Below are 22,008 nucleotides of genomic sequence, written 5' to 3' on the forward strand. Positions count from 1 at the left end.
TAATGGTATTTGCCCGTGACGGCCATGCTGCATGGCCGCTTTGCCAAGACGAGCGTGTAGATGAAGCGAGTGCGTCGCCTGTTGGTTATCGGCTGCTTTTGGCTGCCCTTGATTGCATTGGCAAGGCCCGAAGCGGTGCCCACGGTTGCCCTGGAACCTGCCCAGCAGCAATGGCTGGATACACATCGTAGCCTGCGTGTCGGCCTGGTGTTGCAGGCGCCCTACGCTCAGTTCGACCGGCGCCTGCAGCAACTGTACGGTGCCAACGTGGAACTGGTGAGCAGCCTGGCGCAGGCGCTGCGGCTGGACCTTACCTGGCGCAACTTCGCCGACCAGGCCAGCCTCGAACATGCCCTCCAGGCCGGCGAAATCGACTTTGCCCCGGGGCTTACCCAGACCCCCGCCAGCCTGCGTCTATGGCTGTTCAGCGACCCTTACATGCGCGTGCCGCAACTGGTGGTGGGGCCGCGCACCGGGACGATGGCCGTGGAACTGGAAACGCTCGGAGCCGAGCAGCGGGTGGCGGTGCGCATGCCCAGCCAGCTGGCGGACTACCTGCGCGGTAACTACAGCAACCTCAACCTGCAAGGGGTACCCAACGAGCGCGAGGCCCTGCAATTGGTGGTGGGCGGCCAGGCCAGTTTCGCCGTGCTGGATGAAGCTCAGCTCAGCCGCCTGTCGCGCGAAAGCGAGTTCGGCGAGCTGGCTGTGGTCGGCGATATCGGCCTGCCGCAACTGTTGCGCATCGGTTCGCGGCGCGACTGGCCGCTGCTGGCCGATGTGCTGGAGCGTGGCCTGCAGGCGCTGCCGGCCAAGGAACTGGAGCAACTGCACCAGCGTTGGCTGCAGCCAAAGTACCCACGCCTGAGCGAGTCGACAGGGTTCTGGAAGAACCTGGCACTGCTGTTCGGCTTGCTGCTGTTGTGTGCGCTGGCCACCCTGGTGTGGCAGCGTCGGCAACAGCGCCAGTTGGAGCGCAGCCTGCTGGCCACGCGGGAAAGTCTTGTGGAGCGGCAAGTGCGCGAAGAAGCGTTGCGCCTGAGTCAGTTTGCCATCGACCAGAGCACGGTGGGCATCCTCTGGGTCAACTGGGACAGCCACGTACGCTACGCCAACCATGCCGCCGAGCGCATGCTGGGCTACGGCGAAGGCGCACTGCTGGAGCGGCCGCTGAGCGACTTTGAACCCAGCCTGACCATGGATCGCTGGCTGGAGCTGTGGAAGGGCGCACGTACCGGGGCGGGCGGTGTTGGTCAGTTCGAGACGCAGTGCCGCCGGGCTGACCACAGCCTGTTGCCGGTCGAGCTGTCGCTGAGTTTTCTGCGCTTTCGTGACTCCGAGTACCTGGTGGTGTACCTCGCCGATGTCACCGAGCGCTACCGCGCCCTGGCGGCCCTGCGCGAAAGCGAGGCGCGGCTCAAGGGCATTGCCGGCAACGTGCCGGGGCTGGTGTTCCGCCTGGAGCGCGACCCGGCCGAGGGCGACCTGGAATTCCCCTACATCAGCGAAGGCAGCGAGGCCTTGGTGGGCTATTCGCCCAGTGAGATCCAGGACCCGCAGATGGGCCTGCGCAACCTGGTGCACCCTGAGGACCGTGCCGATTACCACCGGGTGCAGGACCTGGCCCTGGCCAGCGACCAGGACTGGTCCTGGCAGGGGCGCATCCTCACCCGCCAGGGTGAACAGCGCTGGGCCGACATCAAAGCCAGTACCCGGCGCCTGGGTAACGGCCAGGTGGTATGGGACGGTGTGGTTTGGGACATCACGCAGGGCAAGCGGGCCGAGTTGGCGCTGGCCAGGTCCCAGGAGCAGCTGCGCGAATTGTCGGCCCACCTGGAAAGCGTGCGTGAGGAAGAAAAAGCCCGCATCGCCCGAGAAGTGCACGATGAACTGGGGCAGATGCTGACCGTGCTCAAGCTGGAAGTGTCGATGTGCGAGCTGGCCTTCGCCGAGCTGGACCCGGGGCTGAACGAGCGGCTGGCCAGCATGAAGCGCCTGATCGCCCAGCTGTTCCAGCTGGTGCGCGACGTAGCCACTGCCTTGCGTCCTCCGATTCTCGATGCCGGCATCGCCTCGGCCATTGAATGGCAGGCGCGGCGCTTTGAAGCACGCACGCAGATCCCCTGCCTGGTGCAAGTACCGGATAATCTGCCAGCATTGAGCGATGCCAAGGCCATCGGGCTGTTCCGTATCCTCCAGGAGGCGCTGACCAACGTGATGCGCCATGCCCAGGCGCATAGCGTGGAGATCGAACTGGTGCGTGAGCACGGGCAATTGCGCATGACCGTCAGCGATGACGGCCAGGGCTTTTGCCGTGACCAGCCTCGGCCCACCTCGTTCGGCCTGGTAGGGGTACGTGAGCGGGTGCTGATGCTGGGCGGCAGCATGGCGCTGGACAGTGAACCGGGCGAAGGCACCAGCCTGAGCGTGGCCATACCGTTGGAGTAGGAGAGCGATCGTGATTCGAGTGCTGGTGGCCGAAGACCACACCATTGTCCGTGAGGGCATCAAGCAGTTGATTGGCCTGGCCAAGGACATGCAGGTGGCGGGGGAGGCCGGTAACGGCGAGCAGTTGCTGGAGACCTTGCGCCACACCCCGTGCGAGGTGGTACTGCTGGATATCTCGATGCCGGGCGTGAATGGCCTGGAAGCGATTCCGCGAATCCGCGCGTTGCAGGACGCCCCGGCGATCCTGATGCTGTCGATGCACGATGAAGCGCAGATGGCGGCGCGGGCGCTGAAGGCCGGAGCGGCGGGCTATGCCACCAAGGACAGCGACCCGGCGCTGTTGCTGACCGCGATTCGCCGGGTTGCCGCTGGCGGGCGCTATATCGACCCGGCGCTGGCCGACCGCATGGTCTTCGAGGTGGGCCTGACCGAGTCGCGGCCGTTGCACACCCTGCTGTCGGAGCGAGAGTTTTCGGTGTTCGAACGCCTGGCCCAGGGCGCCAACGTCAACGACATCGCCCAGCAGTTGGCGCTGTCGAGCAAGACCATCAGCACCCACAAGGCGCGCCTGATGCAGAAGCTGAAAGTGAATTCGCTGGCTGAGCTGGTGAAGTACGCGATGGAGCACAAGCTGGTCTGATTGCGACATGCGCTTCCTACGTCCTGTAGCGAATCCCTGTGGGAGCGGGTTTACCCGCGAAAGGGCCTGACCTGCCATCTGCGCTGCCTGGGCTAGCCTCTTCGCGGGTAAGCCCGCCACAGGGGCGCGCCGGAGGTCTGAGAGAAGTATTCCAATCCCGCCATCTTTGTAGGGGAATCCCTACAACAAATCTTCCATCCGGATGATGGCATTCTCTCAGCACCCCCGATTTTCCGGTGCTTGCCGCTTGTCTAGTCTATGCCTACGCAGTCATCCAACAAGAAGGTGCAGGCATGAGCGAGGCGAAGTCGAACGCTGCAACCAGCGAAACGCTGGTCAGCTTCCGTGGTGTGCAGAAGAGCTACGACGGCGAGTCGCTGATCGTCAAAGACCTCAATCTGGATATTCGCAAGGGCGAGTTCCTTACCCTGCTTGGCCCGTCCGGCTCGGGCAAGACCACCAGCCTGATGATGCTGGCTGGCTTCGAAACCCCCACCGCCGGTGAAATCCAGCTGGCCGGGCGTTCGATCAACAACGTGCCGCCGCACAAACGCGACATCGGCATGGTGTTCCAGAACTACGCGCTGTTCCCGCACATGACCGTGGCCGAGAACCTGGCGTTCCCGCTGACCGTGCGCAACCTGAGCAAGACCGACATCAGCGAGCGGGTAAAGCGGGTGCTGAACATGGTCCAGCTCGATGCCTTCGCCAAACGCTACCCCGGCCAGCTGTCCGGCGGCCAGCAGCAGCGTGTGGCCCTGGCCCGGGCACTGGTGTTCGAGCCGCAGCTGGTTCTGATGGACGAACCGCTGGGCGCGCTGGACAAGCAGCTGCGCGAGCACATGCAGATGGAGATCAAGCACATCCACCAGCGCCTGGGCGTGACCGTGGTGTACGTGACCCACGACCAGGGCGAAGCGCTGACCATGTCCGACCGGGTGGCCGTGTTCCATCAGGGCGAAATCCAGCAAATCGCCGACCCGCGCACGCTGTACGAAGAACCCTGCAACACCTTCGTCGCCAACTTCATCGGCGAGAACAACCGCATCAACGGCACCTTGCTGGCCAGTGATGGCAAGCGCTGCCAGGTGCAGTTGCCGCGTGGCGAGCGGGTCGAGGCGCTGGCGGTGAATGTCGGCCAGGCCGGCGAGCCGGTGACCCTGTCGATCCGCCCGGAGCGCGTGCGCCTGAATGGCCACAGCGAAAGCTGTGTTAACCGTTTCTCGGGCCGGGTGGCCGAATTCATTTACCTGGGAGACCACGTGCGGGTGCGCCTGGAAGTTTGCGGCAAGGGCGATTTCTTCGTGAAACAGCCGATTGCCGAGCTCGACCCGGCCCTGGCCGTGGGCGATGTGGTACCGCTGGGCTGGGAGGTGGAGCACGCCCGCGCGCTCGATCCGATTGCCGAAGCCCATTGATGGATTGCTTCACCAACCCTGTACTGTGGAGAGAATAATAATGCGCAAGCAGTTGAAACTGACCGCCCTGGCCCTGGGGCTGTTCGCCGCTGGCCAGGCCATGGCCGCAGACCTGACTGTTGTCTCGTTTGGTGGTGCCAACAAGGCGGCCCAGGTGAAGGCGTTCTACGAACCGTGGGAGAAGGCCGGCAAGGGCAAGATCATCGCAGGCGAGTACAACGGCGAGATGGCCAAGGTCAAAGCCATGGTCGACACCAAGAGCGTGTCGTGGAACCTGGTGGAAGTGGAGTCGCCAGAGTTGGCCCGTGGCTGTGACGAGGGCATGTTCGAAGAACTCGACCCGGCCCTGTTCGGTAATGAGGCCGACTATGTGCCGGGTGCCATTCAGCCATGTGGCGTTGGCTTCTTCGTATGGTCCACGGTGCTGGCCTACAACGCCGACAAGCTGAAGACCGCACCGACCAGCTGGGCCGATTTCTGGGACACCAAGAAATTCCCGGGCAAGCGCGGCCTGCGCAAGGGCGCCAAGTACACCCTGGAATTCGCCCTGATGGCCGACGGTGTGGCGCCGAAGGATGTGTACCAGGTGCTGGGCACCAAAGAGGGCGTGGACCGCGCCTTCAAGAAGCTCGACGAACTCAAGCCAAGCATCCAGTGGTGGGAAGCCGGCGCCCAGCCACCGCAGTACCTGGCCTCGGGTGACGTGGTCATGAGTTCTGCCTACAACGGCCGCATCGCTGCGGTGCAGAAAGAGAGCAACCTGAAGGTGGTGTGGAACGGCGGCATCTACGACTTCGATGCCTGGGCCATCCCGAAAGGTGCCAAGGATGTCGAGGAAGCGAAGAAATTCATCGCCTTCAGCGTGCAGCCAGAGCAGCAGAAGACCTACTCCGAGAACATCGCCTATGGCCCGGCAAATTCCAAGGCCGTGAGCCTGCTGTCGGACGCTGTGAAGAAGGACATGCCGACCACGCCTGAAAACATCGCCAACCAGGTGCAGATCGATGTGGCCTTCTGGGCCGACAACAGCGAGCAGCTGGAGCAGCGCTTCAACGCCTGGGCGGCGAAGAAGTAAACGACCAGTGTAGGGGGCCGCTTTGCGGCCCATCGCCGGCAAGCCAGCTCCCACAGGGGGCCGCTGCCCTGGAGCCAGCGCAGTATCTGTAGGAGCTGGCTTGCCTGCGATGGGCTGCGCAGCAGCCCCATTTTCAGTTCGTATCGCGGAGTTCGCCATGGCCATTGCAGTGCCCCTCAAAGAAGGCGCAGGTCCAAGTCTCAAGCAGCGCCTCAAGCATGCCGAGCGGGTCAACCGCTGGAAGGCGCAGGCGTTGATCGCGCCGCTGGCGCTGTTTCTCCTGCTGGTGTTCCTGGTGCCTATTGCGGCGCTGCTGTACAAGAGCGTCGGCAACCCGGAAGTGGTTGGCGGCTTGCCGCGCACCGTTGGCGTCATCACCCAGTGGGATGGCAAGAGCCTGCCGGGCGAGGACGTTTACAAGGCGTTGAGCCAGGATTTGGCCGAATCGCGCAAGAACCAGACCTTGGGCGACCTTTCCAAGCGCCTGAACATGGAGCTTGCCGGTTACCGCAGCCTGTTGGCAAAGACCGCGCGGGCGCTGCCGTTCAAGAGCGAACCCGCTTCGTATAAAGATGCCTTGCAGGCTCTCGACGAGCGTTGGGGCGACCCGGCCTACTGGCAGGCAATCCGCCGCAACACCAGTACGGTCACCTCTTTCTACCTGCTGGCTTCGCTCGACCACCGTATCGATGACCTTGGCGAACTGGCCAAGGCCACCCCGGACCAGGCCATTTACCTGGACATCTTCGCCCGCACCCTGTGGATGGGTGTGGTGATTACCGCCATTTGCCTGGTGCTGGCCTATCCGCTGGCCTACCTGTTGGCCAACCTGCCGACCCGGCAGAGCAACCTGCTGATGATCCTGGTGCTGCTGCCGTTCTGGACCTCGATCCTGGTGCGGGTGGCGGCGTGGATCGTGCTGCTGCAGTCGGGCGGCCTGATCAACAGCGCGCTGATGGCCATGGGCATCATCGACCAGCCGCTGGAACTGGTGTTCAACCGCACCGGCGTGTACATCTCGATGGTGCACATCCTGTTGCCGTTCATGATCCTGCCGCTGTACAGCGTGATGAAGGGCATTTCGCCGAGCTACATGCGTGCGGCGATCTCGCTGGGCAGCCACCCGTTCGCCAGTTTCTGGCGGGTCTACTTCCCGCAGACCTACGCCGGGGTTGGCGCTGGTTGCCTGCTGGTGTTCATTCTGGCCATCGGCTACTACATCACCCCGGCACTGCTGGGCAGCCCGAATGACCAGATGGTCAGCTACTTCGTGGCCTTCTACACCAACACCAGCATCAACTGGGGCATGGCCACCGCGCTGGGCGGGCTGTTGCTGCTGGCGACCGTGCTGTTGTACCTGATCTATAGCTGGCTGGTCGGCGCCAGCCGCCTGCGCCTGAGCTGAGGAGCCTTGTCATGCTGAGCCCTTACATGTCGCCCGTGGAGCGGGTGTGGTTCTACAGCCTGCGCATTCTTTGCGGCTTGATCCTGCTGTTCCTCATACTGCCGGTCCTGGTGATTGTGCCGCTGTCGTTCAACAGTGGCAGTTTCCTGGTGTACCCGCTGCAGGGCTTCTCGCTGCAGTGGTACCAGGACTTCTTCGGCTCGGCCGAGTGGATGCGGGCCTTGAAGAACAGCATCATCGTCGCCCCGGCAGCCACGGTGCTGGCCATGGTGTTCGGCACCCTGGCGGCCATCGGCCTGACCCGTGGCGACTTCCCGGGCAAGTCGCTGGTGATGGCGCTGGTGATTTCGCCGATGGTGGTGCCGGTGGTGATCATCGGTGTGGCCAGCTACCTGTTCTTCGCCCCGCTGGGCATGGGCAACAGCTTCACCTCGCTGATTCTGGTGCATGCGGTACTCGGCGTGCCGTTCGTGATCATTACCGTGTCGGCGACCTTGCAGGGCTTCAACTACAACCTGGTGCGTGCGGCAGCCAGCCTGGGCGCCTCGCCACTGCTGACTTTCCGCCGGGTAACCCTGCCGTTGATCGCGCCCGGGGTGATTTCGGGGGCGTTGTTCGCTTTTGCCACGTCGTTTGATGAAGTAGTGGTGACCCTTTTCCTGGCCGGGCCGGAGCAGGCGACCCTGCCGCGACAGATGTTCAGTGGTATTCGCGAGAACCTGAGCCCGACCATTGCCGCGGCGGCGACCTTGCTGATTGCCTTCTCGGTAGTGTTGCTGCTGACCCTGGAATGGTTGCGTGGGCGTAGCGAGAAGCTGAGGACCCAGCAGCCGACTTGATTAGTAGCTCAAGGCCTGCGCATTACCCTTGTAGGAGCAGCCTTGTGCTGCGAAGAGGCCGGTAAGACAAAAGCTATTCTTCGGCCCTACCGGCCTCTTCGCAGCACAAGGCTGCTCCTACAGACGCGAAGAGGCCGGTACAGGTTGATGCTAATCAGCCTTCATCCGCTTCCCTGGGTTACAATGCGCGCCACCGTGATTCTGCCAACAGGTGCGCCATGCAGCCCTACGCTATTGCCCCCTCCATTCTCTCCGCCGATTTCGCCCGTCTGGGCGAGGACGTCGACAAGGTATTGGCCGCGGGTGCCGACATCGTCCACTTCGATGTGATGGACAACCACTACGTCCCCAACCTGACCATCGGTCCGATGGTCTGCACCGCTTTGCGCAAGTACGGCGTCACCGCCCCGATCGACGTGCACCTGATGGTCAGCCCGGTCGACCGCATCATCGGCGACTTCATCGAAGCTGGCGCCACCTACATCACCTTCCACCCGGAGGCCTCGCAGCACATCGACCGTTCTCTGCAGTTGATCAAGGACGGTGGTTGCAAGGCCGGTCTGGTGTTCAACCCGGCCACCAGCCTGGATGCCTTGAAGTATGTGATGGACAAGATCGACATGGTGCTGCTGATGAGCGTCAACCCGGGCTTTGGCGGGCAGAAGTTCATCCCTGGCACCCTCGACAAGCTGCGCGAGGCGCGTGCGCTGATCGACGCCAGCGGCCGTGATATCCGCCTGGAAATCGACGGTGGCGTCAACGTCAACAACATCCGCGAAATCGCTGCCGCTGGCGCCGACACTTTCGTGGCCGGCTCGGCGATCTTCAACGCCCCGGATTACCAGGAAGTAATCGCCAGGATGCGCGCCGAACTGGCTCAGGCCCGCCCATGAGCGGCTTCGAGCAGCTGTTCCCCGGGACGCTGCCCAGGCTGGTGATGTTCGATCTGGACGGTACCCTGATCGATTCCGTGCCAGACCTGGCCGCCGCCGTGGACCGCATGCTGCTCGAACTGGGGCGCCCGCCTGCCGGCCTGGAGGCGGTGCGCCACTGGGTGGGCAACGGTGCCCAGGTGCTGGTGCGCCGGGCGCTGGCCGGCGGCATCGACCACGCTGCCGTGGAAGATGCGCTGGCCGACCAGGCGCTGGCGCTGTTCATGGACGCCTATGCCGAAAGCCACGAACTGACCGTGGTCTACCCCGGTGTGCAGGACACCCTGCGCTGGCTGCGCAAGCAGGGCGTGGAGATGGCTCTGATCACCAACAAGCCCGAGCGCTTCGTTGGCCCGCTGCTGGACCAGATGAAGATCGGCAACTACTTCCGCTGGATCATCGGTGGCGACACCCTGCCGCAGAAAAAGCCCGACCCTGCGGCGTTGCTGTTCGTCATGCAGATGGCCGGTGTCACCTCGCAGCAGTCGCTGTTTGTCGGCGATTCACGCAGTGACGTGCTGGCGGCCAAGGCGGCTGGCGTGCAGTGCGTCGGCCTGACCTACGGCTACAACCATGGCCGGCCGATCCACGACGAATCCCCCAGTCTGGTGATCGACGACCTGCGTGCATTGCTGCCCGGTTGCGCAGACCCGGCCACTGGGATAACGTTGGCGGACCTTCAAGCCTCACAAGACAGAGAGTCCACCGTGGCGGTTACCGGCAAATTCTGGATGAAAGTCATCAAGGCCTTGGCCCGTTGGCGTTGGCGCGCCTGACTTCAGCCTGCCGGCGCGTGCCGGCCCGTCCGTTTGCCTGACCTATTGCTGCTTGCCACGAGGCTACCCATGACCCGCGAAGAATTCCTGCGCCTGGCCGCTGCCGGCTACAACCGCATTCCCCTGGCCTGCGAAACCCTGGCCGACTTCGACACGCCGCTGTCGATCTATCTGAAACTGGCCGACCAGCCCAACTCGTACCTGCTCGAATCGGTGCAGGGCGGCGAGAAATGGGGCCGTTACTCGATGATCGGCCTGCCGTCGCGCACCGTGATGCGTGTGCACGGTTACCACGTCAGCATCCTGCAGGATGGCGTGGAGGTGGAAAGCCACGATGTCGAAGACCCGCTGGCCTTCGTCGAAACCTTCAAGGACCGTTACAAGGTCGCCGATATCCCTGGCCTGCCGCGCTTCAACGGCGGCCTGGTCGGCTACTTCGGCTACGATTGCGTGCGCTATGTGGAAAAGCGCCTGGGCGCCAGCCCCAACCCGGACCCGCTTGGCGTGCCGGATATCCTGTTGATGGTGTCCGATGCAGTGGTGGTGTTCGACAATCTGGCGGGCAAGATGCATGCGATCGTGCTGGTCGACCCGGCGGAAGAGCAGGCTTTCGAACAGGGCCAGGCACGCCTGCAAGGCCTGCTTGAAACCCTGCGTCAGCCGATCACTCCACGCCGCGGCCTGGACCTGAGTGGGCCGCAGGCTGCCGAGCCGGAATTCCGCTCCAGCTATACCCGCGAGGATTACGAGAACGCCGTCGGCCGCATCAAGGAATACATCCTGGCTGGTGACTGCATGCAGGTGGTGCCGTCGCAGCGCATGTCGATCGACTTCAAGGCGGCGCCTATCGACCTGTACCGCGCGCTGCGCTGTTTCAACCCGACGCCGTACATGTACTTCTTCAACTTTGGCGACTTCCATGTGGTCGGCAGCTCGCCCGAGGTGCTGGTACGCGTCGAGGACAACCTGGTCACCGTACGCCCGATTGCCGGCACCCGCCCGCGTGGTGCTACCGAAGAGGCCGACCGCGCGCTGGAAGACGACCTGCTGTCGGACGACAAGGAAATTGCCGAGCACCTGATGCTCATCGACCTGGGCCGTAACGACGTCGGGCGCGTGTCCTCGACCGGCAGCGTGCGCCTGACCGAGAAGATGGTGATCGAGCGTTACTCCAACGTGATGCACATTGTGTCCAACGTCACTGGCCAGCTGCGCGAAGGGCTGACGGCGATGGACGCACTGCGGGCGATACTGCCGGCCGGTACGCTGTCGGGTGCGCCGAAAATTCGTGCGATGGAAATCATCGACGAGCTGGAGCCGGTCAAACGTGGGGTTTACGGTGGTGCCGTCGGTTACTTCGCATGGAACGGCAACATGGATACCGCCATTGCCATCCGTACCGCGGTAATCAAGGACGGTGAGCTGCATGTGCAGGCCGGGGGTGGCATCGTTGCCGACTCGGTGCCGGCGCTGGAATGGGAAGAGACCATCAACAAGCGCCGAGCGATGTTCCGCGCGGTGGCGTTGGCTGAGCAGACTTCCGCCAAATAAGTTGATCGGGGCCGCAAAGCGGCCCCATCAATTCAAAAGTCGACGCTGATGCCCAAGCTCACTCCCTGCTGCGTCAATTCATCACTCTTGCGCCAGTTGTAGTTGCCGCGCAAATGCACCCCCGCCACCACTTCATGGCTCACCCCCAGGCTCGCCCGGGTCAGGTCGCTGTGCGGCGTATACCCTGTCAGGGTGAAATCGTTCGCCGGCAGGCTGGTCAGGTGCATCGTCACATCCTGCTGGTCATCCTCGAACTCGTGCTCCTGCGCCACCTCGGCGAACAGCCGAGTACCTGGCAGCACCTGCACGCTACCCAGCAACCCCACGCCCAAACGGCGTGATGTACGTTCCTGGTCATCGAAACCCAGCGCCGTCGAGCGCCCGGTCTTCTCGTCATAGCCATCCACCTTCACCCGCGCATAGTCGGCGCTGATGAACGGCGCCAGCTGCCAGCTGCTGCTCTCGGCTGCCAGGTTGTAGCCCAGTCGCCCCGACATCGCCCAGGCCTCGCCATTGGTGTCGCCCTTTTCGCTGCGGTCGTTCACGCCAAGGGCGAAGGTGCGCTTGAGGTCGCTGTAGTCCAGGTGCCCGGCGGTCAGCGCCGCGTCGGCCCACCAGCGGTCCTGGCGGTATTGGGCGAAGGCGCTGGCAAGGTAGCTGTCCAGCTTGTAGTCCGAGTCCTGTGCGCCGGCTTCCAGCTTCTGCCGGTACACGCCGCCGGCCAGGCCCAGGCGCCATGCATCGTTCAGGCGGTAGCTGCCGCCCAGAGTCAGGTTGTAGCCGCGGCCATCGCCGCTGGCCGCGCTGCGCTGGCCGTCGATGTCCAGGTCCTGTGCGCCGGTGGCAACGAAGGCCTGCCACTGGCCAACTGCCTGCCAGGGTGTCTGCCACTGGTTGCGCAGTTCGTCCTGGTGAGCGCGTAGGCTGGCGTGGGCCATTTCCGGGAGCAAGGTCAGTTCCCAGGGGGCGGCGATGATCGAATAGGCGTAGTCGGCAATCAGTTGCTGGCCGGCAATGGTCGGGTGCACCGAGTCGTTGAACAGCAGCTTGGTCGGGTCTGGCGTGGCGCCGTTGATGCCATACACGGGATTTTCCACACAGCCTTCGCCGCTGTAGCAGGTGCCGACCAGATTCTGGCCGCTGGCCAGGCCGAACTGCTCGGGGCTGGCCAGCGCTTCGCTCAGCAGCACAGGGATGTTCAGCGGAATGATTTCGGCATCGATCTGCCCCAGTTGGCTGAGCAGCGACTGGTTGAACGCGCCGGATAGCCGCGACAGTGGGTTTTGTTGCGGCGTACCGCTGAAGTTCGGTGTTTGCCCGAGGTCGGGCAGCAGCCAGACCATGATGTAGCGGGCGCCGCCTTGCTGCAGGGCCTGGGCGCTGGCGGCCAGGCGGGCGCCGGCGGCCACGGCATCGGTCGGGCTGTTGACCAGGCCTTGCAGGAAGTCATTGCCGCCGCCAGTCAGGTAATACAACGCGTTGGGGTCGGCGCGCAGGCCGTTGGCCAGGTAGCCCGGTTTATCACGCAGTACCAGCCCGGCGCCGGGTCGCCCTGGCGGGATGACGGTTTCGGAGGTACTGGTGATCGAGTCCAGGATCTGCTGGGTGGTGTAGCCACCGACTGCCCAGTTGTTGCCGTCGGGAAGGCCCAGCACCGGATTGACCGGTGAGGTGGAAGGGCCAAGCTCGGTCGGGCTCACACCGAGCCGCCCGCCCAGGATCATCGGTGACACTGGCGCATAATTGCCATTGGCATCGCGGTTGGTGAAGCGCACCCCGCCAAACTGCCCGGCGTCGCTGAGGCTGTCACCAAACACGATCACGCTGGAGTAGGGCGAGGGTGTCGCTAAGGCCTGGCTGCAGGCTAACGTCAATGAGGCGAGGGTAAAGCGCAATAACGGTGCTTTTCGCATCAGGGAACATCCTTTTCTTTGTTTTTATCAGGACAACCCCATCGACCTTAGCAAATCGCAGTGCATCCCTCCCAAGTCCATTCGTTTCCCCGTGTTTACGGGCATATTGCGCCCGCCGCCCCGGTAGGCTACTGTGCCGGAACGTATGAGCGAGACCTATCCTGTGTTGATCGTCAGCAAACTCTTGATGCGCGTTATCAAGGCCCACGCCCGTTGGCGTTGGCGCGCCTGACTTTATCCCCTGCCGGCCCGTCCGGCCCGCCCCCGTTTGCCTTCCTGACTACCGCCCCTGAATGGCCAAGCTGCGCCTTTGGCAGAAGCAGGAAGGTTCGAATTTTGAAGTCAGTAGATTCAAGAGGTTTAACCCGATGTTACTGATGATCGACAATTACGACTCATTCACTTACAACGTCGTTCAGTACCTTGGCGAGCTGGGTGCCGATGTAAAGGTCATTCGCAATGACGAAATGACCATTGCCCAGATCGAAGCCCTCAATCCCGAGCGCATCGTCGTATCTCCAGGCCCGTGCACGCCGAGCGAGGCGGGCGTGTCCATCGAGGCCATCCTGCACTTTGCCGGCAAGCTGCCGATCCTTGGCGTATGCCTGGGCCACCAGTCCATCGGCCAGGCCTTTGGTGGTGATGTTGTACGTGCCCGCCAGGTGATGCACGGCAAGACCAGCCCGGTACATCACCGTGACCTGGGCGTGTTCGCCGGCCTCAACAACCCGTTGACCGTTACCCGTTACCACTCGCTGGTGGTAAAGCGCGAAACCTTGCCCGACTGCCTGGAAGTGACCGCCTGGACCGCCCATGCTGACGGCTCGGTCGACGAGATCATGGGCTTGCGCCACAAGACGCTGAATATCGAAGGGGTGCAGTTCCACCCCGAGTCGATCCTGACCGAACAGGGCCACGAACTGTTCGCCAACTTCCTCAAGCAGACCGGCGGCCGCCGCTAAGGATCGAACATGGATATCAAGAGTGCGTTGAGCCGTATCGTCGGTCAGCTGGACCTTTCTACCGAAGAAATGCGCGACGTCATGCGCCAGATCATGACCGGCCAGTGCAGCGAAGCGCAGATCGGCGCCTTCCTGATGGGCATGCGCATGAAGAGCGAAAGCATCGACGAGATCGTCGGTGCGGTGTCGGTGATGCGCGAGCTGGCAGACAAGGTCGAACTGCAGAGCCTCGATGGCGTGGTCGATATCGTCGGTACCGGCGGTGATGGCGCCAACATCTTCAACGTGTCCACCGCCTCGTCGTTCGTACTGGCGGCGGCAGGTTGCACCGTGGCAAAGCATGGCAACCGCGCGGTATCGGGCAAGAGCGGCAGTGCCGACCTGCTGGAGGCCGCAGGTATCTACCTGAACCTGACGCCCACCCAGGTGGCCCGCTGCATCGATAGCCTGGGCATCGGCTTCATGTTCGCGCAAAGCCATCATTCGGCCATGAAGCACGCAGCCGGCCCGCGTCGCGACCTGGGGCTGCGCACCCTGTTCAACATGCTCGGCCCGCTTACGAATCCGGCCGGGGTGAAGCACCAGGTGGTCGGTGTATTCGCCCAGACCCTGTGCCGCCCGTTGGCTGAAGTGCTGCAGCGCCTGGGCAGCAAGCACGTGCTGGTGGTGCACTCGAAAGACGGCCTGGACGAGTTCAGCCTGGCTGCGCCTACCTTCGTCGCTGAACTGAAAAATGGCGAAATCACCGAATACTGGGTAGAGCCGGAAGACCTCGGCATGAAGAGCCAGAGCCTTCATGGCCTGGCCGTCGAGAACCCGCAGGCGTCGCTGGAGCTGATCCGCGATGCGCTGGGCCGACGCAAGACCGAAAACGGCCAGAAGGCCGCCGAGATGATCGTGCTCAATGCCGGCGCGGCGCTGTATGCCGCTGACCATGCCATGAGCCTGAAAGCCGGTGTGGAACTGGCCCACGACGTACTGCACACCGGGCTGGCCTGGGAGAAGCTGCAGGAGCTGGGTGCCTTTACTGCAGTATTCAAGGTGGAGAACGAAGCATGAGTGTGCCGACGGTGCTGGAAAGGATCATTGCCCGCAAGTTTCAGGAAGTGGCCGAGCGCAGCGCGCGCGTCAGCCTCGCCGAACTGGAGGGCCTTGCAAAGGCTGCCGACGCCCCGCGTGGTTTTGCCAAGGCTCTGATCGAGCAAGCCGCACGCAAGCAGCCGGCGGTGATTGCCGAAATAAAGAAGGCCTCGCCGAGCAAAGGCGTGATTCGCGAGCATTTCGTGCCGGCGGAAATCGCCGTCAGCTACGAGAAGGGCGGGGCGACCTGCCTGTCGGTACTGACCGATGTGGATTACTTCCAGGGCGCCGACGAGTACCTGCAGCAGGCCCGCGCGGCGGTGTCGCTGCCGGTGATCCGCAAAGACTTCATGGTCGACCCGTACCAGATCGTCGAGGCCCGGGCCCTGGGCGCGGACTGTGTACTGCTGATCGTGTCGGCGCTGGATGACGTGAAGATGGCCGAACTGGCGGCCACGGCCAAGGATGTTGGCCTCGACGTGCTGGTGGAAGTGCATGATGGCGATGAACTGGAGCGCGCGTTGAAAACCCTGGATACACCGCTGGTGGGGGTGAACAACCGCAATCTGCACACCTTCGAGGTCAGCCTGGAAACCACCCTCGACCTGCTGCCGCGTATTCCGCGTGATCGCCTGGCGATTACCGAGAGCGGCATCTTGAACCGGGCCGATGTGGAGCTGATGGCGATCAATGAGGTCTACTCGTTCCTGGTAGGTGAGGCATTCATGCGCGCCGAGCAGCCAGGGCTTGAATTGCAGCGGTTGTTCTTCCCGGAACAGGTGAAGAAGACTGTTCAGCAACTGGACTGATCGAATGAAGCCGGCGTTATTGCCGGCTTTTTTGTATGCCTGCAATGGCCTCTTCGCGGGCGAGCCCTCGAAGAGGCCGGTAAAAAAAGACATAGGTGGATCAATGACCGATCAACCCCTGACCCTGACCGTAGAACAAGGCCTGCACGCCGAACAGGAATTGCTGGCCGCCGTCTGCCGCGGGGAGTGCGACAGTGGCGTGCTGTTCTGGCGCCCGACCGACCACGCCCTGGTCATGCCCCGGCGCATGAGCCGTCTGGAAAACTTCGAAGCCGCCTGCGCGGAGCTGGCGATTGCCGGCTGGCCGGTGCTGCTGCGCGAAACCGGCGGCGAACCGGTGCCGCAGTCACACTCCACGGTGAACGTAGCCCTGGTCTATGTTGCCCCCCGCAGCGAAGGAGACCACGGCCGTATCGAAAACGCCTACGAGCGCTTGTGCCTGCCGCTATGCGACGTGCTGCGCGAGTGGGGTGGGGTGGCATCGGTGGGCGAAATCGACGGTGCCTTCTGCGATGGCCGTTACAACGTCAACCTCAATGGCCGCAAATTGGTCGGCACCGCCCAGCGCTGGCGCCAGGGGCTGGGTGGCAAGCGCCCGGTGGTGCTGGTGCACGGTGCGTTGCTGCTGGACAACGAGCGTGATTCGATGGTGGCTGCGGTCAACCGCTTCAATGAGTGCTGCGAACTGGAGCAGCGCTGCCGTGCCGATGCGCACATCGCCCTGCACGAAGTGGCGCCCGCGGCCCCATGGTTCGAGCGGCTGTCGCAGGCCTATGCCAAGGTGCTGACCGACCTGCCCAGAGACTAGCGGGTACCGTAGACCACCATGGTCTTGCCTTTGACCTGCACCAGGCTGCGTTCCTCAAGGTCCTTGAGGACGCGGCCGACCATTTCCCGCGAGCAACCGACGATGCGGCCGATTTCCTGACGAGTGATCTTGATCTGCATGCCATCGGGGTGGGTCATGGCGTCGGGTTGCTTGCACAGCTCCAGCAGGCAACGTGCGACACGCCCGGTAACGTCGAAGAACGCCAGGTCGCCGACCTTGCGCGTGGTGTTGCGCAGGCGCTGGGCCATCTGGCTGCCCAAGGCATAAAGGATTTCCGGGTCTTGGCGCGCGAGTTCGCGAAATTTCTCATAACTGATTTCGGCCACTTCGCATTCGGTCTTGGCGCGCACCCAGGCACTGCGCTGCTGTTCACCTTCGACTGGTTCGAACAGGCCCAGCTCGCCGAAGAAGTCGCCATAGTTGAGGTAGGCGATGATCATTTCATGGCCGTCATCGTCCTCGATGAGGATGGTGACCGAACCCTTGATGATGAACGACAGTGTCTCGGCCCGGTCGCCGGCGCAGATGATGTTGCTTTTGGCGGTATAGCGACGGCGCTGGCAGTGCACCAGCAGCTTGTCGATGTTCTTGATCTTGGCGGGTAGGGCGGAAGCAACCATCACGAAATCCTGTTCGATATGACGCATAGGCTTTATATAAAGGTTGGCTGGCGGAGCGCGCCAGTCATTTGGCGCCAGCTTATCAGACACTACAGGATGTTTCGGTACTAAACCGACATGACTCGTACTTTTCCCACAGCCGTACAAGGTCTAAGCTGACACCCTTTTTCGTAAATCAGGAGTCCGGGTAGATGAAGGCACGTATCCAGTGGGCCGGTGAGGCGATGTTCCTCGGCGAATCGGGGAGCGGCCATGTCGTCGTGATGGACGGCCCGCCCGAGGCCGGTGGCCGTAACCTGGGCGTGCGCCCGATGGAAATGTTGTTGCTGGGCCTGGGTGGCTGCAGCAGCTTTGACGTAGTCAGCATTCTGAAGAAGTCGCGCCAGGCGGTAGAAAGCTGCGAGGCGTTCCTGGAGGCCGAGCGTGCCAGCGAAGACCCGAAGGTGTTTACCAAGATCCACATGAACTTCGTGGTGAAGGGGCGTGGGCTGAAGGAAGCCCAGGTCAAGCGTGCGGTGGAGCTGTCGGCGGAGAAGTATTGCTCGGCTTCGATCATGCTCGAGCGTGCCGGGGTTGAGATTACCCACGGGTACGAGATTGTAGAGCTGGGTCAAGGCTGACATTTTGGGGCCGCTTTGCGCCCCATCGCGACACAAGGCCGCTTCTACAAGGGATCGCGTACCACCTGTAGGAGCGGCCTTCTGTCGCGATGGGGCGCGGAGCGGCCCTGGCAATTTCAGCTGCGAAGCGCCGGCAGCGCAGCCCGCACCCATCCCGGCAAACAATCGCGCATCACCCGGCTCAACCGCTCCCGCCGCTTCTGGTAAACCAGCCCCAGCCCGATAACCCCCAGCCCGATCAGGGTCACCACCACCGGGAACAGCAGCGAGTCGGCAAACACCTCGTACGACAGGTACCCCAGGTAAGCCGCCACACCCAACGCCCCGAACACCATGAACACCGGCCGGCGCAACAGCACCGCCATACCCATCAGGGCAATATTGATCAGGCAGTACAGGGCCTTGCCCAACTCACTGCCGCTGTCCACCAGCGTCAGCCCGCCCCAGAATGCCGCCAGCCCGGCCAGGTAGCCCCAGTGGGCATAGTCTTCGCGGGTGCGGCCGTCCACACCAACAAAAAACACCAGCAAGCCCAGACCGAACCACAGCGAAACCTCGCGGCGCTGTTCCCAGCTGAATGGCGAGCCGAAGAACCATTCGCTCAAGTCCATTGACATGAACCACAGGGTGACGGCAATCGGCATGACGATAAACGGGTAGGGGATCAGCCTCAGCATCAACAGCCCGGCAAGTACCGTGGCTGCTTCCATTGCCAGCCAGCCGCCCTGCACGTAGGTGTAGTACTGGTGATAGTTCGCCTGCGCATCATCCATTGGCCACCAGCCGACCAGCCGTTCGATGGCGAACACCGCCAACGGCACGATGCTGACCGCCACCGCCGCCAGCACCCCGGCCGCGGGCTGTACGCGCCGTTGCAGGTTAACGGCGAACAGTGTGAGCAGCAGAATATAGAGGCTGGCGATGAGCAGCAGCGCCCAGTCGCCGATGCGCATCCAGGCTTCGGTGAGCAACCAGCCCATGGCTGCCATGATCAGCATGGCGCCGAAGTAGAACGCGACATGGGCCAGTTGGAAGCTGCCACGCTGTGCTGGTCGCTGGCGCAGGAACGCCAGCAGGGCCTGGTCCTGGCCCGGCTGGAGAATGCCGGCTTGCACGGCGCGCGCCAGGTCCTTGGCGTCGAAACGGTCCGTCATGGTGATGCCTTCAGATACGGTAGGTGCTCTTGGTCATGACTTTGGCCAACAGGCTCATGCCAAAGCGAACCGGGGCAGGGAAGCGATAACCGCCGGCTTCCAGTGCAGACTCGGCGTGCTGTTCCTCGTCGACGCGCATCTGTTCGAGGATGGCCCGGGACTTTTCGTCTTCCTGCGGAATCTGCTCCAGGTGCTCGTCGAGGTGCTTGCACACCTGATGCTCGGTGGCGGCGACAAAGCCCAGGCTGACCTTGTCGCTGACCAGCCCGGCGAGTGCACCGATACCGAACGACATGCCGTAGAACAACGGGTTGAGCACGCTGGGGTGGCTGTTCAGCTGGCGAATGCGCTGTTCGCACCAGGCCAGATGGTCCACTTCTTCCTCGGCGGCATGTTCCATGGCCTTGCGCACTTCGGGCAGCTTGGCGGTCAGGGCCTGGCCCTGGTACAGCGCCTGGGCGCAGACTTCACCGGTGTGGTTGATACGCATCAGCCCGGCAACATGGCGGGCCTGCTGTTCGTCAAGGTCGACGTCCGGCTGGACGATGGCCGGCGATGGGCGGGCGGGTTGGCCGCTGAAGGGCAGCAAGGTGCGCATGGCGGTATCGGCCTGCAGCAACAAGCGGTCGAGCGGCGAGTAGTGACGTTCGGTAGCCATCGGGCACCTCCGCAAGAATGTGCCCGACAGTTTACCGCAATAGTGGCAGGGTCGCTTGCCGTGGATCAGCCCGGTGGCCAGTGCATCTGGCGCTGGCCAAGTACGTGCATGTGGATGTGGTAGACGGTCTGGCCGCCTTGCTCGTTGCAGTTCATGACTACGCGGAAGCCTTCCTCGCAGCCAAGTTCCTTGGCCAGGCGCTGGGCGGTGAACAAGATGTGACCAGCCAGGCCTTTGTCTTCCTCGGTCAAGTCATTGAGGGTGCGTATGTGCTTTTTCGGGATGACCAGAAAATGCACGGGCGCCTGGGGGGCGATATCGTGGAACGCCAGAACCTGGTCGTCCTCGTAGATGATCTTCGCCGGGATCTCCCGGTTGATGATCTTGATGAATAGATCGTCCACAGCACTTGCTCCATGGTGAGGGTCGGGCCGAGTGTACTCAGCCGGGCGCCGCTCGCCCAGTAGCTATTCCATGCCAACCGGGCAATAGCGGCGGTGGATGGCACCGGCCAGCTTGCGCACCAGCCAGCGCGGCAGCAGACGCGGGGCGAACGCCAGCCAGCGGTTGCGCCGGCCGGGCATGATCAGCGCGCGGTTCTTGTCCAGCGCGCGCACCGTGTACAGCGCAACTTCCTCAGGGCTGAGGCAGCGTGGCTTGCCATCCAGCCGCGGAATGCGCCGGCGCGAGGAGTGCACCGGGCCTGGGCACAGTACCGAAACCTTGATGCCGGTGCGCTTGAGTTCTTCACGCAAGGCCTGGGAGAAGCTCAGTACATAGGCCTTGCTAGCGGCATAGGCGGCCATCCACGGGCCAGGCGCCACCCCGGCCAGGCCGGCGACATTGAGGATCTGCCCACCGCCTTGCACTGCCATCAGGTTGCCGATGGCGTGGCACAGGCGGCTCAGGGCCAGCACGTTGACTTCCAGCAGGTCCTGCTCGTCCGCCCACTCATGGGCCAGGAATGGCCCGTAGGTGCGCAGGCCGGCACAATTGACCAGCAGGTCGATACGTCGCTCGCCTTCCTCCAGTTCAAGCACGAAGCCTGACAGGCGTAACGGTTGGCTGAGATCGCAGGCGCGGAATAGCACCTCGACACCGAAGCGTTGGGTCAGTTCGATGGCCACCGGCTCCAGCGTTTCACGCTGGCGAGCCACCAGGATCAGGTTGCGCCCGCGCCGCGCCAGGGCTTCCGCCAGGGCGAGGCCCAGGCCGCTGGAAGCACCAGTGATCATGGCGTAACGGGTCATGCAAGGCTCCTGGGGGCTGAAGAGGGCGCCTAGTGTACAGCTTGGCCAGTCAAGGTGTTGCCTTTTGCTACAAGGTACGGGCGCGCAGGGCCTGGCAGCGCTCCAGGGCGTCCCGGTACTCGTCATGCAGCCGTCCGATCAGCGCGCTGGCGCTGGGCAGGTCGTCTATACCGCCGACCCCCTGGCCCGCCGACCACACGGTCTTCCAGGCCTTGGCTTCGTCGTCGATCGGCTTGAGCTTGCCTTGCTCATGGCCGCCCTTGATGGCGTTCATGTCATAGCCGGCCTGTTCCAGGCTCGGGCGCAGGAAGCTGGCGGGGACGCCGGACACCGCCGGGGTGTGGACGATGTCGGCGGCATGGGAGTCGAGCAGCATCTGCTTGTAGGCGCTCGGGGCCTGGCTTTCTGCGGTGGCGATGAAGCGGGTGCCCATGTACGCAAGGTCCGCACCCAGCATTTGCGCGGCGAGGATCTCGTGGCCGTGGTTGAGGCAACCGGCCAGCAGCAGGGTCTTGTCGAAGAACTGGCGAATCTCTGCGGCCAGGGCGAACGGGCTCCAGGTGCCAGCATGGCCGCCTGCGCCCGCAGCGACGGCGATCAGGCCATCGACGCCGGCTTCGGCGGCTTTCTCGGCATGGCGGCGGGTGGTGACATCGTGGAACGCCAGGCCGCCGTAGCCATGCACGGCATCGACCACTTCCTTCACCGCGCCGAGGCTGGTGATGACGATCGGTACACGATGTTCCACGCACAAGGCCAGGTCGGCCTGCAGGCGCGGGTTGGTCGGGTGGACGATCAGGTTGACGGCATAGGGTGCTGGCGCCTGCAACAGTGCCAGGCCTGCCTCGATTTCCTCCAGCCAGGCCTTGAAGCCGGCGCTGTCGCGCTGGTTCAGGGCCGGGAAGCTGCCGACCACGCCGTTGGAGCAGCAGGCCAGTACCAGCCTGGGGTTGGAGATCAGGAACATCGGTGCGGCAACCACGGGCAGGCGCAGGCGTTGTTCGAGGGAGGCAGGTAGCGACATGGCAA

21 protein-coding genes are annotated in these 22,008 nt (G+C 63.4%); 14 read left to right on the forward strand and 7 right to left on the reverse strand.

Annotation, left to right across the window (positions count from 1 at the left end; translation table 11 throughout):
• The first annotated feature begins 60 nt into the window (after positions 1-60).
• From CAG18_RS21395 to trpE, 9 genes are all read left to right on the forward strand, one after another.
• Positions 61-2,448, forward strand: coding sequence for a PAS domain S-box protein (locus CAG18_RS21395; RefSeq protein ID WP_085721495.1), 2,388 nt, complete (start codon positions 61-63; stop codon positions 2,446-2,448).
• 7 nt (positions 2,449-2,455) lie between these two features.
• Positions 2,456-3,088, forward strand: coding sequence for a response regulator transcription factor (locus CAG18_RS21400; RefSeq protein ID WP_169774891.1), 633 nt, complete (start codon positions 2,456-2,458; stop codon positions 3,086-3,088).
• Between the two features lie 293 nt (positions 3,089-3,381).
• Entirely contained in the window at positions 3,382-4,506 is a 1,125-nt protein-coding gene (locus CAG18_RS21405; protein ID WP_012270208.1) for an ABC transporter ATP-binding protein, read from the forward strand.
• 40 nt (positions 4,507-4,546) lie between these two features.
• Positions 4,547-5,581 carry an ABC transporter substrate-binding protein gene (locus CAG18_RS21410; RefSeq protein ID WP_015268730.1) on the forward strand — a complete coding sequence of 345 codons (1,035 nt, stop codon included), beginning with the start codon at positions 4,547-4,549 and terminating at the stop codon, positions 5,579-5,581.
• A gap of 157 nt (positions 5,582-5,738) precedes the next feature.
• Entirely contained in the window at positions 5,739-6,986 is a 1,248-nt protein-coding gene (locus CAG18_RS21415; protein WP_061550909.1) for an ABC transporter permease, read from the forward strand.
• 11 nt (positions 6,987-6,997) lie between these two features.
• Positions 6,998-7,825, forward strand: a complete 828-nt coding sequence (locus tag CAG18_RS21420; protein WP_015268731.1) for an ABC transporter permease — start codon at positions 6,998-7,000, stop codon at positions 7,823-7,825.
• A 218-nt stretch (positions 7,826-8,043) separates the two neighbouring features.
• Positions 8,044-8,718: a ribulose-phosphate 3-epimerase gene (rpe, locus tag CAG18_RS21425; protein ID WP_003260678.1), complete on the forward strand. Its 675-nt coding sequence runs from the start codon at positions 8,044-8,046 to the stop codon at positions 8,716-8,718.
• Positions 8,715-9,533 (forward strand): phosphoglycolate phosphatase, encoded by an 819-nt coding sequence (locus CAG18_RS21430; protein WP_085721496.1) that lies wholly within the window; start codon positions 8,715-8,717, stop codon positions 9,531-9,533. Before rpe ends, CAG18_RS21430 begins: the two co-directional genes overlap by 4 nt.
• Before the next feature lie 69 nt (positions 9,534-9,602).
• Positions 9,603-11,084, forward strand: coding sequence for an anthranilate synthase component I (gene trpE, locus CAG18_RS21435; RefSeq protein WP_013970606.1), 1,482 nt, complete (start codon positions 9,603-9,605; stop codon positions 11,082-11,084).
• Positions 11,085-11,116: 32 nt separating this feature from the next.
• Here the strand turns inward: trpE and estP are convergent, their stop codons facing one another.
• Positions 11,117-12,997, reverse strand: coding sequence for an esterase EstP (gene estP / locus CAG18_RS21440; RefSeq protein WP_085721497.1), 1,881 nt, complete (start codon positions 12,995-12,997; stop codon positions 11,117-11,119).
• Between the two features lie 368 nt (positions 12,998-13,365).
• On the opposite strand from estP, the gene CAG18_RS21445 reads away from it, so the two are divergent.
• The 4 genes from CAG18_RS21445 (at position 13,366) to CAG18_RS21460 (ending at position 16,656) form a co-directional block, all read left to right on the forward strand.
• Positions 13,366-13,959 (forward strand): aminodeoxychorismate/anthranilate synthase component II, encoded by a 594-nt coding sequence (locus CAG18_RS21445; protein WP_015268734.1) that lies wholly within the window; start codon positions 13,366-13,368, stop codon positions 13,957-13,959.
• Positions 13,960-13,968: 9 nt separating this feature from the next.
• A complete protein-coding gene (gene trpD, locus CAG18_RS21450) occupies positions 13,969-15,018 on the forward strand; it encodes an anthranilate phosphoribosyltransferase (RefSeq protein ID WP_013970609.1) in 1,050 nt (349 codons plus the stop codon).
• Positions 15,015-15,848 (forward strand): indole-3-glycerol phosphate synthase TrpC, encoded by an 834-nt coding sequence (gene trpC / locus CAG18_RS21455; protein ID WP_015268735.1) that lies wholly within the window; start codon positions 15,015-15,017, stop codon positions 15,846-15,848. Before trpD ends, trpC begins: the two co-directional genes overlap by 4 nt.
• 103 nt (positions 15,849-15,951) lie before the next feature.
• Positions 15,952-16,656: a lipoate--protein ligase family protein gene (locus tag CAG18_RS21460; RefSeq protein WP_015268736.1), complete on the forward strand. Its 705-nt coding sequence runs from the start codon at positions 15,952-15,954 to the stop codon at positions 16,654-16,656.
• On the opposite strand, the gene crp is transcribed toward CAG18_RS21460, so the two are convergent.
• The gene (gene crp / locus CAG18_RS21465) at positions 16,653-17,297 is read right to left on the reverse strand and encodes a cAMP-activated global transcriptional regulator CRP (RefSeq protein ID WP_085721498.1); all 645 of its coding nucleotides are present in this window, start codon (positions 17,295-17,297) and stop codon (positions 16,653-16,655) included. The genes CAG18_RS21460 and crp overlap by 4 nt on opposite strands.
• Positions 17,298-17,488: 191 nt before the next feature.
• On the opposite strand from crp, the gene CAG18_RS21470 reads away from it, so the two are divergent.
• Complete coding sequence (locus tag CAG18_RS21470) at positions 17,489-17,917, forward strand: OsmC family protein (protein WP_025337475.1); 429 nt, start codon at positions 17,489-17,491, stop codon at positions 17,915-17,917.
• Positions 17,918-18,033: 116 nt separating this feature from the next.
• On the opposite strand, the gene CAG18_RS21475 is transcribed toward CAG18_RS21470, so the two are convergent.
• The 5 genes from CAG18_RS21475 to CAG18_RS21495 form a co-directional block, all read right to left on the reverse strand.
• Positions 18,034-19,071 (reverse strand): DUF2157 domain-containing protein, encoded by a 1,038-nt coding sequence (locus CAG18_RS21475; RefSeq protein ID WP_085721499.1) that lies wholly within the window; start codon positions 19,069-19,071, stop codon positions 18,034-18,036.
• A 10-nt stretch (positions 19,072-19,081) separates the two neighbouring features.
• Positions 19,082-19,729 (reverse strand): 2-polyprenyl-3-methyl-6-methoxy-1,4-benzoquinone monooxygenase, encoded by a 648-nt coding sequence (gene coq7, locus CAG18_RS21480; protein ID WP_003258825.1) that lies wholly within the window; start codon positions 19,727-19,729, stop codon positions 19,082-19,084.
• Between the two features lie 65 nt (positions 19,730-19,794).
• Complete coding sequence (locus CAG18_RS21485; protein WP_013970615.1) at positions 19,795-20,133, reverse strand: histidine triad nucleotide-binding protein; 339 nt, start codon at positions 20,131-20,133, stop codon at positions 19,795-19,797.
• Between the two features lie 63 nt (positions 20,134-20,196).
• A complete protein-coding gene (locus CAG18_RS21490; protein WP_013970616.1) occupies positions 20,197-20,979 on the reverse strand; it encodes an SDR family oxidoreductase in 783 nt (260 codons plus the stop codon).
• 67 nt (positions 20,980-21,046) lie between these two features.
• The gene (locus tag CAG18_RS21495) at positions 21,047-22,003 is read right to left on the reverse strand and encodes a nitronate monooxygenase family protein (RefSeq protein WP_085721500.1); all 957 of its coding nucleotides are present in this window, start codon (positions 22,001-22,003) and stop codon (positions 21,047-21,049) included.
• Between the last annotated feature and the right edge of the window lie 5 nt (positions 22,004-22,008).

It is taken from the genome of Pseudomonas sp. B22(2017) (assembly GCF_002113105.1).
GTDB classification, from domain to species: Bacteria; Pseudomonadota; Gammaproteobacteria; order Pseudomonadales; family Pseudomonadaceae; genus Aquipseudomonas; species Aquipseudomonas asiatica.

Coding starts and splice junctions, on each gene's coding strand:
- CAG18_RS21395 (WP_085721495.1), top strand. CDS start 61: ATGAAGCGAGTGCGTCGCCTGTTGGTTATCGGCTGCTTTTGGCTGCCC.
- CAG18_RS21405 (WP_012270208.1), top strand. CDS start 3,382: ATGAGCGAGGCGAAGTCGAACGCTGCAACCAGCGAAACGCTGGTCAGC.
- CAG18_RS21410 (WP_015268730.1), top strand. CDS start 4,547: ATGCGCAAGCAGTTGAAACTGACCGCCCTGGCCCTGGGGCTGTTCGCC.
- CAG18_RS21415 (WP_061550909.1), top strand. CDS start 5,739: ATGGCCATTGCAGTGCCCCTCAAAGAAGGCGCAGGTCCAAGTCTCAAG.
- CAG18_RS21420 (WP_015268731.1), top strand. CDS start 6,998: ATGCTGAGCCCTTACATGTCGCCCGTGGAGCGGGTGTGGTTCTACAGC.
- rpe (WP_003260678.1), top strand. CDS start 8,044: ATGCAGCCCTACGCTATTGCCCCCTCCATTCTCTCCGCCGATTTCGCC.
- CAG18_RS21430 (WP_085721496.1), top strand. CDS start 8,715: ATGAGCGGCTTCGAGCAGCTGTTCCCCGGGACGCTGCCCAGGCTGGTG.
- trpE (WP_013970606.1), top strand. CDS start 9,603: ATGACCCGCGAAGAATTCCTGCGCCTGGCCGCTGCCGGCTACAACCGC.
- estP (WP_085721497.1), bottom strand. CDS start 12,997: ATGCGAAAAGCACCGTTATTGCGCTTTACCCTCGCCTCATTGACGTTA.
- CAG18_RS21445 (WP_015268734.1), top strand. CDS start 13,366: ATGTTACTGATGATCGACAATTACGACTCATTCACTTACAACGTCGTT.
- trpD (WP_013970609.1), top strand. CDS start 13,969: ATGGATATCAAGAGTGCGTTGAGCCGTATCGTCGGTCAGCTGGACCTT.
- trpC (WP_015268735.1), top strand. CDS start 15,015: ATGAGTGTGCCGACGGTGCTGGAAAGGATCATTGCCCGCAAGTTTCAG.
- CAG18_RS21460 (WP_015268736.1), top strand. CDS start 15,952: ATGACCGATCAACCCCTGACCCTGACCGTAGAACAAGGCCTGCACGCC.
- crp (WP_085721498.1), bottom strand. CDS start 17,297: ATGGTTGCTTCCGCCCTACCCGCCAAGATCAAGAACATCGACAAGCTG.
- CAG18_RS21470 (WP_025337475.1), top strand. CDS start 17,489: ATGAAGGCACGTATCCAGTGGGCCGGTGAGGCGATGTTCCTCGGCGAA.
- CAG18_RS21475 (WP_085721499.1), bottom strand. CDS start 19,071: ATGACGGACCGTTTCGACGCCAAGGACCTGGCGCGCGCCGTGCAAGCC.
- coq7 (WP_003258825.1), bottom strand. CDS start 19,729: ATGGCTACCGAACGTCACTACTCGCCGCTCGACCGCTTGTTGCTGCAG.
- CAG18_RS21490 (WP_013970616.1), bottom strand. CDS start 20,979: ATGACCCGTTACGCCATGATCACTGGTGCTTCCAGCGGCCTGGGCCTC.
- CAG18_RS21495 (WP_085721500.1), bottom strand. CDS start 22,003: ATGTCGCTACCTGCCTCCCTCGAACAACGCCTGCGCCTGCCCGTGGTT.